Below are 14,403 nucleotides of genomic sequence, written 5' to 3'. Positions count from 1 at the left end.
GTTATCTGGAGTTCGTCAGCATCCGGAGGCGGAAAGCGCATGAGTTGTCCTCCGGATGCAAGATTTTTCCGGAAGCATGTGCAGCCAGGCTGACTCTCTGCCATGCTTAAGGGGAAGGTTATTGTTACAGGAACCGATCATCTTATAAGGAGAAAGAGAATGAAAAAGACCCTCGCACTCGCGGTGCTGCTTGCTTGTAGCTTTTCCGGATTTGCTCAGGAAGGCGGATTTAAAGGCGGAGAGCCACCACCGCAGCAAAAAGATGCGGGCTCTAAAGGCACCGAGGATACAGGTGAGAGCAAAATCGACCAGATCCGTGACATGCGTAAAAACGCATGGGTTACGCTGGAAGGGCATATTCTCAAAAAGACGGCGGATGAATCCTATACATTCCGCGATGAAACGGGAACGCTGGATGTCAATATCCCCCATGCTGTCTGGGATGGGAAAGAGTTTAACGCCGATGATATGGTTCGCCTGAGCGGCTACGTTAAGGGGACGGGTGAGCAAACCAAACTGAACGTTGAACGGGTTGAAAAACCCTAAGCTATGCCGGTAAAACTGCGCTGAGGGCTGTCCGGCCCTCATATTCCACTTTCGATTTATCATCCTGTCTGCTTTAAAAAACCGCTGTAGTCACCTTTATAAAATAGCCATATTTACAGGCGGCAACTGACAAGCTTTTTTCAAGACTGGGAAACGGTGGATATCAGTAAAACTCCGGACGCTGGTGGCCTGACATAAAAGGCTCGATGCGCCTGATAGCAAACGCATCGGCACTCACTAAGCCACCTTACTCGATCAATATCTTCCCGGCGGCAGCGTAGCCCTGGAGCCGCTTCGCCTTTCCGGACGTTTCTGCCAGCCACTCATTGCCGCACTATTATGCTCAGGGTAGGGTTGAGTAAACGACGTGGAGGTGTTAACCACTGGCTCATCCTGCTGAGAAAAAAGGCCGTTATCTTTTTCGCTCTGCGGCTGATAATAGGCCTCCAGCCAGCGCATATAGCGCGCTACTGTCGCCTGCCTGTCGCTGACGTTATTCAGTCGGCAGATAAAAAGCCAGGCGGCCGGTTCGCGTCCGTCGCAGAGATAAAGTTCCATTACCGGCTCTTCTGGCGGGCCGATCGGTACCGGAACAACTTTTATCAGGCTGAAACGAATCTGGGACCATTTGTTGAGCAGGGAATATAAACGCAGTCTGGCCATGGGCGCTCCACATCAACGCAATCGTAAACCCGTAGCGAAGCAGTCTGAAACTGTCGCCACAACGAGGTGTGATCCCTGATATAAGCCACCGGTAATGTCCGGCATAAGTAAACTGCTTTTATTGAACTTCCCCGTCAGGCGGGTGAGGTAAAAAGGTAAAAAAAGGCGTCCCTTAAGTCCAATTTTAAATCAGTAATGCCTGCTCTTTCGGAATGCACCTGGAAATAATATGGATACTTCTGGAAAATGCCCTCCCTGGCTTTCCGCCACGTTAAAAGCGGTTATCGGGACTGTGTCAAAAGCTCAGTACAGTGTCTGAGCGAGAAAAGAGCTGCGTCATTAATCACCGTCTCACTGTCACCTTCGAAATGACGCACCAGGCTTTCCACCCTGTCAGGTAAGCCCCAGCCGAACCAGATAGTGCCGGCTGGCGTACCGTCTTCACCTCCGTCGGGGCCGGCATAGCCGCTGATAGCCAGGCAGACAGCTTCGCCGGTCAACGCTTTCGCGCCCGCCACCATCTCCCTGACCGCGGCTTCGCTGACAGCACTCTGTTCACGCAGCGTAGTTTCGCTAACCTGCAATACGCGATGCTTGGCCTTATCGGTGTAGGTGACAAGGGCGGTGGTAAAAAACGCTCCGCTGCCGCTTGCTGCGCCAAGCGCCGTGCCGATCAGTCCGGCCGTACAGGACTCTGCCGTCACGACCTTTATGCCTTTTGCCTTAAGCACCTCACCCAGAGCCTGGGCCGCTTCCTGTAATGCTTTATTCATTGCCGTCTCCTGTTGATGAGGAAAGATTACTATTGCGCCTTTAGCCTGCGTCATGCCTCGTTGTCGGCAATGCTTCACGCCGCTTTCACAGGGATTGCGCTATGGGCGGATTATTTACGCCTCAGTCAGAACCACATCTGGCTGTGCTGGTGGCGATCCCGGCCAGTTTTGTGACATACATCCACTAAATGCTGCCTGAGTGTCAGGAAGTGTAGGCTATCCGCCAGGGAGAGAAAAATATGCCGGTAAAAATGTGATCTATTTCAAAAACTGCTCAGGCTGAAGCGGGCAGGGGGAACGGCAGCCTCAGGGCCGGCAGCAGGGCCAGAAATTCCAGAGGCTGGTACGTCATAAGCGCGAAGCTTTAGGGGGACGGCGTCCCTGAAAGGCAGGCGATATATTTCCCGGCTGAACGAGTGACAATCTCACCCGCCTGCGCGCCAATATCCTGCCCTTCAAAAGCGCCATACAGGCGGTCGAATGTAAGCTGCTTTGCTTTATCCGCCATGCGGGCCACTTCCGCAGCCGGTAATGGCAACATGTTAGGATAGCTCCACATAAAAGAGACCTGGTCGGCACCCGGCGTAACCTGAATAATATCGCCAGCCAGTAAAACGCCATCGCCTTTATGCCAGTGAAGCACCGTTCCTCCCGCAAAGTGACCTCCCATCCTGATCAGATTGACCTCTGGCGTGAGTTGCAGTGAGTCTCCCTGCCAGAGCTGAATGGCCGGGCTGTCGCGCTGTATCCACTCTCTGTCATCAGCATGGAGCCAGACAGGGGCATTAAAGGCCGCAGCCCAGTCCTGCATCCGGGTGTAGTAGTGGGGGTGAGAAATAGCAATGCCGGTAAGGCCGCCCAGCGCCTCGATAATACGCAGTGTGGCTTCATCAAGGTGGGCGATGCAGTCCCAGAGCAGGTTGCCTTCCGGCGTCTGTAGCAGAAAAGCACGTTGGTTAATGGCAAAGGCGGGGACGGTTTTCAGGCTGAGCAGGCCCGCCTCATGCTGGGTCCATTTATTGGCGTGGTGGGCGTGTAAATCCGCGATATTCGTCCATTTCTGTCCATCAACGGGCACATACTGCCGCTCCTCTTCACAGATTACACAGTTATTCTGAGTCGCTTCGGGAGCGTCATAAGAGGTGCCGCAGGTGACGCAAATTTTGATCATGCTTTCTCCTTAGCAGAAGAGGCTGAGTAAATTAACAATGTAGCCGACGGGTCAGCGTTGTGCTGGAAGGATAAAAGGTATACAGGTCCTGGTGGCAGCAGTATTAGTTACAACATGCTAATCTATTTTATCATCAACACCCTGGCTGTCGTGCAAATTCACAGCATTAAAAAGATTCTACCAGCAATGAATATTTTGATTTATTACCAATGGCAGGTCATCGGCCAGGGTCGCAACGTCAGCGCGGCCGGATAATTGATGCCGAGCGGGAGCTGGACGGCGGACTGCTGTTCATAAGAGCTGGCAAAGCCATTATGTCCCTTCCGTCACTTATGAGCAGATTCTTCCTTGCTGCACAGAGCCGGCGGTTCGCCCGGTTTGTGTGTGACATAGGACGGAAAATCCGTGATATCAGACTCTGAGTAGGGGCTGTAATGCTCCGCTCCGGCCAGCCCGGTTTTAAATCCGTTCAGGACTTGTTTTACGGTTTCGGGTCGGGCGCCAGGCACGGATAATGCCATGCTGTCCGGGTCGATACGAAGATACACGCCAGCGCGCTCGGCACGCTCGGTTGACCGGAATGTCAGGGTCATTGCCTGGCCGGCTACGTATTCATTCAGCCACGCGATCGTCACGTCGAAATCCGTAAGGTTATTATGACGGGCGATCACCTTTCCCCGGGTTACCACAGTCGTGCGCCCCGGCAGCATTGCGTCTGCCTGCATATCAGAACGACAGACAACTACGCTGCCGGGTGGGTAAGCTGCATCAAGACGCTGCATCTCCTCATAAGTGGCCGCCCCGGCTCCGGAAGTCGCGCCGGCAAAAATGACCGCAACGTAAAACCCGTGCGCCATCCTCTTCATATTATCCATCAGCCTTTATCCTGTTGTCAGACCCTGGCAGTCTACCAGACCGGGAGTTGATCAGGCAGCCAGGTGATGCGCATGTCCGGGCTGCTCCCGGTGTCAGTGTGCCGGGGCTTCCAGGGCAGGGCGTTGGATCAGTACAGGGAGGCTGTGCCACGTCACCGACATCAGCGGATAACGGCGTTCTCCAGCGCTGGCGCGCATAAAAACGATCGTCAGGCTTGAGGAATACACAGATTTAAATGCTATGTGTACGGGTAGAGAAAACTAACCGGAACAATCCGGTTTTATGGCGATTCCTTTCGCCGGTTACTATCCATTTATTCTTTTGTTTACGGGCCCCTGGTGAAGGCGCTGTTATTTATAATTTATATATTTATCAGATGACTATAACCTTTTCATCTTGTGGTTTTCTCTTTCCCAGGTTATAAATCATTTGCTCCAGCCAATATAGTTCAGGGATTTTTAATTGTTAACAGGATAAATTACCCCTTGTTGAGGTGATGCTAACTATGATAGGCGACATTAATATTCAGATTACCCGCTCCCCCTCAGACAGCGCAACAGAGCTGATAATAGATAATCTCTGGAAACACAATGAGCAGTATGCACCGGTGCATATAGCTCCTTTTCTCCTTTCAGCCGTCTGTCAGGGAGAAACCGTAGCCGGTCTGGTGGCCAGAATGTGGTGGGGGGTTCTTGATATCCAGTATTTGTGGGTGGCAGAGCCGTTCCGGGGAAAAGGTACGGGCAAAAAGCTGATGCTGATGGCTGAGCTGGAAGCCCTGAAGCACGAATGCCACCTGGCAACGGTAGACACATTCTCCTGCCAGGCACCCCTGTTTTATAAAAAACTGGGTTATGAGGAATATGGCGCACTGTCGGGTTATGCCGGCAGGTATACACGGCACTATATGAGTAAAAATCTCTGCCTGCCGGAAACCAGGGGGGCTTTACAGCCATGATAACGCCCCCCTCTGACTATATCAGTCACCTTATCACGATGATCCGTGCCTTCAGCGATCCCTGGGGACTCAAGGCTCCCGACTCACGGCATATTTATATGAATGATGAGGCGAGACGTTTTACCTGTACACCCGCTGAATTTAATCCGGAAGGCCGCAGGGACAGTGAGTTTCCTGCCGCCTGGGCCGAGCTTGAGGATGATTTGATTGCACACGATCATCAGGCCAGCAATTCCGGTACGTCATCGCTGGTGATAGAAACGCATCACTGGTACGGCGATGAGGATCTGCGGCCTTACCTCAGTGAAAAATTCCCGGTTTTTGACGACAACGGACAATGCGTGGCGATCCTCTGGAATGCGCGTCCGGTCATGATTGTTAATCCTCTGATTGTCATTGATAACAGACAGCCCGGGGTCATCAGTACCTCCATAAACAATAACCTTTTCACCCAGTCAGAAAGCGAGACGCTTTTTTACCTCCTGCAGGGGATCTCTGCAAAAGAAATTGCCCAGATTAACGGTATCTCATTGAAAACGGTCAGCAATCGCATACAGATAATCTTTCAGAAGGCAAACGTCCACTCCCAGAGGCAACTGGAAGAGTTCTGCAGGACGCAGGGATTTGCTGATTATTTGCCCCCGCATCTTCTGAGAAAAGGACTTTTTTTAGTCAGGTAAAGGAAACCTTAATGAACACTCTGGATAATTTCACTGTCAGCCGGGTACCCGGCACTCATCGCATGGCTTTCTTCAGTCTTGCGCTCATTCATATGGGTATGCTGACCGCGCTGGATCAGTTCATGCTCGGTGCCGTGCTGGGGCATTCCATGTCCGTGAAAGACGCCTTTCTGGCCATCACGGGCGGCAGCATGATATTTTTCATCGCCACCTTCGGCCTGGGGTATGCGGGCATGAAAGAGGGGCTGTCCGGCAGCATGCTTTCCCGTTGGTGCGGGTTTGGCCGCGCAGGCTCCGCTCTGGTCGGTCTGCTGATCGCCGTCAGCCTGATGGGCTGGTTTGGCGTGCAGAATGCAGTATTCGCCCGCTCGCTGGATTTTTTTACCGGCGGGGTTATGGGGTTTAAAACGGCGGCGGCCTTATCAGGTTTGACGCTGACAGTCCTTGTTGCCTTCGGCATTGGTGCGCTGAAGTATACGGCGCGAATTGCCGTTCCTCTGTTTTTACTCAACGTGATATACATTTCCTGGAGCATTTTCAGCGGCGATGGACATCTGCCTCCGGCTGAACCATCGTCGCCGCTGACCGTCAGCGCCGGTATAACGCTGGTCGTGGGCGGCGCCATCGTGGCCAGCCTGATCACGCCAGATATCACCCGCTACAGCCGGAGCGGCACTTCAGTCTTCTGGATGGTCATGCTGACGATTTTTTTGGGAGAGTATCTGGTGAACGGGCTGGCGGTCTGGCTTGCGCTGAAGCTGAACACCTCGGATGTGGTAACAATAATGTCACAGGCTTCCGCAGGGATGGGATTTCTGGTGGTGATTTTTTCCACGCTGCGGATCAACGATCTCAACCTCTACTCTTCGTCCCTGGGCGTGGCGAACTTCATCGAAGTCCTGACCGGGCGTAAGGTCTCTTATCTGGTGCTGGTGCTGTTCGCGGGAGTGGCCAGCACCACGCTCTCCGTAATGGGGATTCTGGATCGGTTCGTCGACTTCCTCACGCTGCTGGGCATCTTCTTCCCGCCGGTCATCGGCGTAATGCTGACCGACTATTATCTTTTTAAAACTCACCGGGGAGAACTTAACCGAACGCGTGCGGACGGTGACATACCTGCTGAAACACCCCGCTACGGCGTTAATGCCGTTGTGGCCTCGCTGGCCGGCGGCGCAGCGGGCTATCTGATCACTGAGGGAGTGCCGGCCCTGACGTCACTTATTGCTGGTAGCCTGGCATACTGTTTGCTCACGTTCGCAAGAAGGGCAATATTGTACGGTAAGAAAAGTTTTTAAACGGATAGCACTATCGCAACAGGGCACCCCCTGTTGCGATAGCCATTTCCCAAACGGCCCAGGTAACACAATCCGGTAAACCTGCCTCCGGTCTGACGTGTCAGAATGCGGGTCAGCGTGCTGTAACCGCGTCGTAACACCCGGCCTCTGTTCAGCCCCTGAAAATCCGGGTAGCGTATTTCCCCTGAACATAAGGCTGTCAACGAATGAAAAAAATCGGGTTTTTATCCTTTGGTCACTGGACGCCCTCAGCGCAGTCGGCAACGCGAACCGCTGCTGACGCGCTGCTTCAGTCGATTGACCTGGCCGTTGCCGCTGAAGAGTTAGGCGCAGACGGTGCCTATTTCCGCGTCCACCATTTTGCCCGCCAGCTCAGCGCCCCTTTTCCTTTACTGGCAGCGGTTGCCGCCAGAACGAAACGTATTGAGATCGGCACCGGCGTGATCGATATGCGCTACGAAAATCCGCTTTATATGGCGGAAGAGGCGGGGATTGCCGATCTGATCAGCGGTGGACGTCTCCAGCTGGGCATCAGCCGCGGATCGCCGGAGCAGGTTGTGGAAGGATGGCGCTACTTTGGCTATCAGCCTGAAGCCGGGGAAAACGCTGCGGATATGGGCCGCCGCCACACTGAAAAATTGCTTGAGGTGCTGCGCGGAGAAGGCTTTGCCACACCTGAACCGCAACCGATGTTTCCTAATCCGCCTGGATTGCTGCGGCCTGAACCCTATTCTGAAGGGCTGCGTGAGCGCATCTGGTGGGGATCGGGTTCTGACGCCACCGCAATCTGGGCGGCGAAGCTGGGTATGAATCTGCAAAGCTCAACGCTGAAGGATGATGAAACCGGCGAGCCTTTCCATGTCCAGCAGGCGAAGCAGATACGTGCTTATCGCGCGGCGTGGCAGGAAGCTGGCCACGCCCGTACGCCACGCGTTTCGGTCAGCCGCAGTATCTTCCCACTGACCAACGCTCAGGATCGCGCCTGGTTTGGCAGCAGCGGGGAGGGCGGCGATCAGGTAGGCTATCTTGATGAAAAAATCCGGGCCATTTTTGGGCGCAGCTATGCCGCAGAGCCTGAGAAGCTGATTGAACAGCTGGCGCGCGACGAAGCTATCGCCGAGGCCGATACGCTGTTACTGACGCTGCCAAATCAGCTGGGCGTGGCGTACTGCGCGCACGTGATGGAAGCGTTTTTGACTCAGGTGGCTCCGGCGCTGGGCTGGCGTGATGAATGAGGTGGTGGTTCAGCAGCGGGCTGAGGTCTGACGGCCTGTTCGCGCTCTGTTCCGTAAGAGGATGCGTACCGGAGGCTATTTTCGCCTCCGGCAGCATAAAAGCAATTAACTTCTCTCGTCCTGAGAGGCCGCGCGTTTTTCAAAAACGGGCTTGTCCCGCGTAACTGAATAAGCAATATGGGTGACTTCTGTCGGCGTCGTTGTAATTTCAACCGGCTGAATTGTCACGCGTCCAAACAGCGTTGGCACGTAGCCGCCCACTTTGTGTTCTCCGGGGGGAAGACGTAGCTCGGTGCTCTCACCACGGGTGAGTGCGCCAGCCTCGTTACCATCTACCGTCAGCATGACGGCTGAGCCATCATCGGCCTGCGTTACCAGATGCGAAATATTAACCCGCGTTGGCCCGTTAAAAAATTCGGGTGAAACCTGGGTGGTCTGCTTGGGAGCACACCCGGTCAGCAACATGGCGGCCGTCACTGCGGCCAGGGCGAAACGAAAAATCATTATACCTCGCTTACCTCTGCAACATCAGAAGCGGCTATTTTAGCGCTATCCCGCGCTTGTTAACAGCCTGAACCCGTTCAGTATTGTCTCAAAACGCAGTTAACCGTTTTGCGCTGTTATAGGTGACAATGTCACTTGTTGCGCGTTGACCACCAGCAGACCAGCGAACCCAGGCTGACCATCGCCGCTCCCTGCCAGAAAGGCAGCGAGAGATCGGCATCGAGGATAAACGCCGCCAGCAGTGCGGAAAAAACGGGAATGAAATAGGACGCCGTAGCCAGAACGGTGACGTTGCCATGCAGGATCCCTGTGTTCCATGCGGCATAGCCGAAGCCCATTGCGGCGGCGGTTAGAAGCAGGCTAACCATAACCCGGGTGTTCAATTGCATCTCCGGCTGCGGTGAGGCAAAGAACTTCACCCACAGCGCCAGGGCGGTAAGCATAAAGAACAGCGTGATGCCGTTACTGCCGCGGGCGATCTGCTTTGTCACCACGCAGTAGACCGCCCAGATGATGGCACCGCTAAAAGCCAGACCAAAGCTTAGCGGGTTGCTGTAAAGGCTGTTGCCAATCTGCATAAATGAAAAGCCTTCACTGCCGCCCAGCACGCGGCATATGCCGGCCAGGGCGAGCAGCAGGCCAGGGATCAGCAGAGGCCGGATTTTTTGCCGGCTGACGCAGGCGGTCAGCAGGATCGTCATGCCGGGCCAGAGATAGTTAACCATGCCGACCTCAATCGCCTGCGTAGGCGTGGCGGCAAAGCCGAGCGACAGCGAAAGACAGATCTCATAGCTGACAAAAAGCAGTGTCCCCACAAGGAGATAGCGTCGGGGAAAAGTGCTTAGCCTCGGGAAGCCGACCGTAAAAATCAGCAACACGGCGCTCAGCGTATAGATCATCGCCGCGCCGCCCACCGGCCCAAGCCCCTCGCTGACGCTGCGGATCAGGCCGACGATAGTACTCCAGAGCAGGATCGCGGTCAGCCCGACAAAAGTGGCTCTTTGCTGCGTCATTAAGGTGAAACCTCAGTAAAAATCGTCCAGGCGACGCCAGGCGGGCGACGAAGGGGAAAGGGGCGTTATAACCAGATGAAATAAATAACATTTATGCGGACAGCCTGTAAAGTTTTAGCGCGCGCCATGCGGCATTGACCTCTGAGTTTCTCCCAGCCGTTGCGTCAGAAAAGCAATTTTTCACGCCACTCAGGGTTACCTTAACGGATTAAAACAGAAGCCTGTCGGCATGACAGTTCGGTTTTTGCAGATTCGACTATGATTGATTTCATACGCTTGACCTTCAATGTTCACTATCAGTCATAACGAGGCAATCGAATGGAGTCCAAATCATTTCCTGGAAGTTGGGGGGCCGATTATGTGGCTGAGGACGAGGTGCGTTTCCGGCTCTGGGCATCTGGTCAGAAGCGCGTAACGCTGCGGCTTTCCGGTGAAGACCGTGAGATGGAACCGGCCGCTGATGGCTGGTTCGAACTGCGGGTTCCCGGCGTTTCACCGGGTGCAGAATATAATTTCGTCCTTGCCGACGGCATGGTGGTCCCGGATCCTGCGTCACGGGCGCAGAAAGCGGATGTTAACGGACCATCACTTGTGACCGACCCTGGCCGTTATCACTGGAAGAACGCGGACTGGCATGGCCGTCCGTGGATCGAAACGGTGGTTTACGAGATGCATATGGGGACGTTCACACCTGAAGGCACATTCCGCGCCGCGATTGAAAAACTCCCTTATCTTGCGGCACTCGGCATTACCATGATTGAGGTGATGCCGCTCTCCCAGTTCGGTGGCAACCGCGGCTGGGGCTATGACGGCGTGCTGCTCTACGCGCCGCATGCTGCCTATGGCTCCCCGGACGATTTCAAAGCCTTTGTCGATGCGGCGCACGGGCATGGCATCTCTGTCGTGCTGGATATTGTGCTTAATCACTTTGGCCCGGAAGGCAATTACCTGCCGCTGCTCTCTCCCGATTTCTTCCATAAGGAGCGCGTGACGCCCTGGGGCGCCGGGATTGCTTATGATGTTGATGCGGCCAGGCGTTATATTCTTGAAGCGCCGCTCTTCTGGCTGGAGGAGTACCATCTTGACGGCCTGCGCTTCGACGCAATTGATCAAATCGAAGACAGTTCTGACGAGCATGTGCTGACCGAAATCGCCGCACTGATCCGCGAAAGAATCGTTGACCGTCCGGTTCATATGACAACGGAAGACTGTCGCAATGTGATCTTCCTGCACCCTTATGAAGAGGATGGTTCCGCGCCGCTCTTCACCGGGGAATGGAATGATGATTTTCATAATGCCGTCCACGTCCTTGCTACCGGCGAAACGCACGCCTACTACAATGACTTTGCCCATGAACCTGAAAAGCTTGTCGCGAAGATCCTCACGGAAGGCTTCGCTTACCAGGGCGAAGTTTCGCCGCAGTCGGGTGAAAAAAGGGGGGTGCCGAGTGCCGGACAGCCGCCCGTCGCGTTTGTCGACTTTATTCAGAATCACGATCAGGTCGGCAACCGCGCCAGGGGGGAAAGGCTGATTACGCTGGCTGGTGCCGGACGAACCAAAGCGCTGCTCGCCACGCTGCTGTTATCGCCGCACATCCCGCTAATTTTTATGGGTGAAGAGTATGGCGAGACCCAGCCTTTTCTGTTCTTCACCGACTTCCATGGCGATCTTGCTAAAGCGGTGCGCGAAGGACGGGCACGGGAATTCGAAGGGCATAGCGGCCATGAAGGCGAAAGCGTGCCCGATCCGAACGACGCGCAAACCTTTGCCATGTCCAAGCTGGACTGGGATAAACAGGAGAGCGGGGAAGGGAAAGCCTGGCTGACGCTGACCCGGCATCTGCTGGCCCTGCGCCAGCAGCATATTGTCCCGCTGCTGGCTACTGCCAAAGGTAACAGCGGTAAGGTAGTGGCAACAGCGGAAGGTTTTCTCGCCGTGTCATGGGCGTTTCCTGCGGGAACGCTCTCAATCGCGCTTAACGTGGGCGAATCTGCCCAGCCGCTGCCCGATCTGCCTGGCGATACCCTTTTTAGCTGGCCTGAAAACCAGAACGACCTGCCACCGGACGCCGTACTGGTTCGCCTTGCCACAGGAGAATCAGCGTGAAGATACCAACCTCGACTTACCGTATTCAGTTCCGTAACGGCATGACCTTCGATCGCGTCACGGGTCTGATCCCTTATCTGAAGCGGCTCGGCATCAGCCATCTCTACGCTTCGCCGATCTTTACCGCCACGCCAGACTCAACGCACGGTTACGACATCACTAACGCCAATGAGATTGACCCTTCGCTCGGTGGGCGGGAGGGCTTCGATCGCATGGTAAGCTCGCTGAAAAAAGCGGGTCTCGGGCTGATCGTTGATATCGTGCCTAATCATATGGCCGCCTCGCTGGACAACGCCTGGTGGCGTGATGTTATCGAACACGGCAGCAAAAGCCGCTACGCGCGTCACTTTGATATCAACTGGTCGCGCCGCCTGACGTTGCCTTTTCTGGGTGATACCTTCGAAAACGTGCTGGAAAACGGTGAGATAAGCGTCAAACCCGATCCAAAAACAGGTAAGCCCGCGCTGGCCTATTTTGATAATTATTACCCGCTCGTGCCGGAAAGCTGGCAGGGGCGTGAAGCTGAAGTGCTGGCCATTACCGATAAGGCTGAGCTTAGCGAACTGCATGACCGCCAGCCCTGGCGGCTGATGTCATGGCGGGATGCGCCGCACGATCTTTCCTACCGTCGTTTCTTTGAGATCACCGGTCTCGCGGGCGTCCGGGTGGAAGACGATCGGGTCTTTGATGATACGCATCAGCTAATCCTTGAACTTGTCCATTCCGGAGCCGTCGACGGGCTGAGAGTGGATCATGTGGATGGGCTGGCCGATCCGCAAGCCTACCTTGAACGGCTGAGACAGCAGGCCGGCGCGGAGTGCTATATCACCGTCGAAAAAATTCTCGGTAAAGGGGAACATCTTCCTGCCGACTGGCCGGTCTCAGGCACGACCGGTTATGAATTTATCGCGTCGCTCTCTGACGTACTGGTTGATGATGAGAAAATCAGCGATCTCCGCAAGGCCTGGAATGCAGTGGTCGGCAAGCCCGTAGACATGAAGGCCGAACTCCGCGCGGCGAAGCTTCTGATGGCGGACCGCAATTTTGCCGGTGAATTTAACACGCTTCTGCAGCTGGCGCTCTCCATCGCCGGAGACGAGGGCGTGACGCAGCACGAAGATGCCCTGCGCGCAGCGCTACGCGAACTGCTGGTTGCCTTTCCGGTTTACCGCACCTACGGCACGCCGGCCGGGCTGCCACCAGCCAGCGCCGATCTGCTGAAACACGTTGCCGATAAGGTGAGAACAAGTGACATCGCACCCGATGGCGCCGCGCTCGACTTTATCGTCGCGCTTCTGGCGGGCGATGTTTCTGACCGTGCTGCCGGTGAGGCGGCACACTTCCGCACCCGCTTCCAGCAGCTTACCGGCCCGCTGATGGCCAAATCGGTTGAGGACACGCTTTTCTTCCGCCAGAACATGGACCTGGCGCTGAATGAAGTTGGCGCGGAGCCGATGCCGCGCGCGTTCTCTCTTGAGCGCTTCCATGCAGAGATGAAAACGCGGCTCGAACGGCAGCCCGATGCGCTTTCCGGCACCTCGACCCACGATACCAAACGCGGCGAGGATGCGCGGGCAAGGCTCTATACGCTGACCGAAGCGCCACAGCGCTGGGCCGAAAGCGTTGCCCGCTGGCGTGAGATGAACCAGTCTCAGGTGATTAACCTTGAGGATGGCCCGGCACCGAAACCGGCCGTCGCCTGGATGCTCTTTCAGGCGCTCGCCGGAGTCTGGCCCGTCACGCTTCGGCCCGATCGGACCGCAGAGCTGGCAAGTCTCGAAACGCGCTTTCTGGCCTTCGTCGAAAAAGCGCTGCGGGAGGCGAAACTGCGTACCGACTGGGCCGACAGTAACGAAGCCTATGAGAAAGCAGTGCTCGATTATGCCAGCCACCTGTTATCACCTGATAACCACGCCTTCTTGCAGGATTTTTGCGACACGCTCCAGCCGTTTATCCGGGCTGGCCTGGTTAACGGGCTGACCCAGACGGCGATTAAACTCACCGCGCCGGGCGTGCCGGATATCTATCAGGGCAGCGAAGCGCTGAATTTCAGCCTCGTCGATCCCGATAACCGCCGCGAGCCAGATTTTGCCAGCCTTGAACAGATGTTGTCCGCTGAGGGAGATCAAGCCTTCACGCCAGCAGGATGGCTGAATGGCGCACTGAAGCAGCAGCTTATCGCCAGATTGCTGCATTTCCGTCAGCAGCAGCCTCAACTGTTCCGCCAGGGCGCTTATCTGCCTCTTACCGCCACAGGGGCTCATGCGGAAAACGTCATTACTTTTGCCCGGGAGGATAACCCTACGGCACTCATTGTGATCGCGCCCCGTCTTGTCTTCAGCGAATCTGAGGAAAACCCTGACACTACTTCTGACCAGGGCTGGGCACAGACGGAGATCCGCCTGCCTGCTTCCCTGGCCAACCGACGCTATCGTGACATTCTGAGTGGAGAGGAAACTGAGGTAACCGATCTGATACGGCTGGATGCTGCCGTAAGCGGTTCGCCTGTAATTCTGGTAGCGATATAAGTTTGTGAAAATAAAAATGAATCGCCTGTGCGAGTAAAACGCAACATTCGAAGGA

13 protein-coding genes are annotated in these 14,403 nt (G+C 55.3%); 7 read left to right on the top strand and 6 right to left on the bottom strand.

Annotated features, from left to right (window positions below):
• Positions 1 to 159 precede the first annotated feature (159 nt).
• Positions 160 to 546, top strand: coding sequence for a YgiW/YdeI family stress tolerance OB fold protein (locus AAH446_RS02105; protein ID WP_342905077.1), 387 nt, complete (start codon positions 160 to 162; stop codon positions 544 to 546).
• 255 nt (positions 547 to 801) lie between these two features.
• On the opposite strand, the gene AAH446_RS02100 is transcribed toward AAH446_RS02105, so the two are convergent.
• The 4 genes from AAH446_RS02100 to AAH446_RS02085 form a co-directional block, all read right to left on the bottom strand.
• Complete coding sequence (locus AAH446_RS02100; RefSeq protein ID WP_342905076.1) at positions 802 to 1,209, bottom strand: hypothetical protein; 408 nt, start codon at positions 1,207 to 1,209, stop codon at positions 802 to 804.
• Between the two features lie 281 nt (positions 1,210 to 1,490).
• Positions 1,491 to 1,982, bottom strand: coding sequence for a CinA family protein (locus AAH446_RS02095; RefSeq protein WP_342905075.1), 492 nt, complete (start codon positions 1,980 to 1,982; stop codon positions 1,491 to 1,493).
• A 364-nt stretch (positions 1,983 to 2,346) separates the two neighbouring features.
• The gene (locus AAH446_RS02090) at positions 2,347 to 3,153 is read right to left on the bottom strand and encodes an MBL fold metallo-hydrolase (RefSeq protein WP_342905074.1); all 807 of its coding nucleotides are present in this window, start codon (positions 3,151 to 3,153) and stop codon (positions 2,347 to 2,349) included.
• Between the two features lie 326 nt (positions 3,154 to 3,479).
• Positions 3,480 to 4,028: a hypothetical protein gene (locus tag AAH446_RS02085; protein ID WP_342905073.1), complete on the bottom strand. Its 549-nt coding sequence runs from the start codon at positions 4,026 to 4,028 to the stop codon at positions 3,480 to 3,482.
• 518 nt (positions 4,029 to 4,546) lie between these two features.
• On the opposite strand from AAH446_RS02085, the gene AAH446_RS02080 reads away from it, so the two are divergent.
• The 4 genes from AAH446_RS02080 (at position 4,547) to AAH446_RS02065 (ending at position 8,197) form a co-directional block, all read left to right on the top strand.
• Positions 4,547 to 4,987 carry a GNAT family N-acetyltransferase gene (locus tag AAH446_RS02080; RefSeq protein WP_463322775.1) on the top strand — a complete coding sequence of 147 codons (441 nt, stop codon included), beginning with the start codon at positions 4,547 to 4,549 and terminating at the stop codon, positions 4,985 to 4,987.
• A complete protein-coding gene (locus AAH446_RS02075; protein WP_342905071.1) occupies positions 4,984 to 5,667 on the top strand; it encodes a helix-turn-helix transcriptional regulator in 684 nt (227 codons plus the stop codon). The genes AAH446_RS02080 and AAH446_RS02075 overlap by 4 nt, the downstream gene beginning before the upstream one ends.
• A gap of 11 nt (positions 5,668 to 5,678) precedes the next feature.
• Complete coding sequence (locus AAH446_RS02070; protein ID WP_342905070.1) at positions 5,679 to 6,962, top strand: cytosine permease; 1,284 nt, start codon at positions 5,679 to 5,681, stop codon at positions 6,960 to 6,962.
• A gap of 206 nt (positions 6,963 to 7,168) precedes the next feature.
• Positions 7,169 to 8,197 carry an LLM class flavin-dependent oxidoreductase gene (locus AAH446_RS02065; RefSeq protein WP_342905069.1) on the top strand — a complete coding sequence of 343 codons (1,029 nt, stop codon included), beginning with the start codon at positions 7,169 to 7,171 and terminating at the stop codon, positions 8,195 to 8,197.
• Positions 8,198 to 8,302: 105 nt separating this feature from the next.
• Here AAH446_RS02065 and AAH446_RS02060 read toward each other — a convergent pair whose 3' ends face one another.
• A complete protein-coding gene (locus AAH446_RS02060) occupies positions 8,303 to 8,701 on the bottom strand; it encodes a hypothetical protein (protein WP_342905068.1) in 399 nt (132 codons plus the stop codon).
• A 131-nt stretch (positions 8,702 to 8,832) separates the two neighbouring features.
• Entirely contained in the window at positions 8,833 to 9,714 is an 882-nt protein-coding gene (gene yddG, locus AAH446_RS02055) for an aromatic amino acid DMT transporter YddG (RefSeq protein ID WP_342905067.1), read from the bottom strand.
• Between the two features lie 318 nt (positions 9,715 to 10,032).
• Between yddG and treZ the strand changes: the two genes are divergently transcribed.
• Entirely contained in the window at positions 10,033 to 11,820 is a 1,788-nt protein-coding gene (treZ, locus tag AAH446_RS02050; RefSeq protein ID WP_342905066.1) for a malto-oligosyltrehalose trehalohydrolase, read from the top strand.
• Entirely contained in the window at positions 11,817 to 14,348 is a 2,532-nt protein-coding gene (gene treY / locus AAH446_RS02045) for a malto-oligosyltrehalose synthase (RefSeq protein ID WP_342905065.1), read from the top strand. The genes treZ and treY overlap by 4 nt, the downstream gene beginning before the upstream one ends.
• Positions 14,349 to 14,403 lie beyond the last annotated feature (55 nt).

Source organism: Erwinia psychrophila, from assembly GCF_039023475.1.
In the GTDB taxonomy this organism is placed as follows: Bacteria; Pseudomonadota; Gammaproteobacteria; order Enterobacterales; family Enterobacteriaceae; genus Erwinia.
The sequence above is the reverse complement of the archived record's forward strand: the minus strand, read 5'-3'. Positions and strand labels throughout refer to the sequence as shown.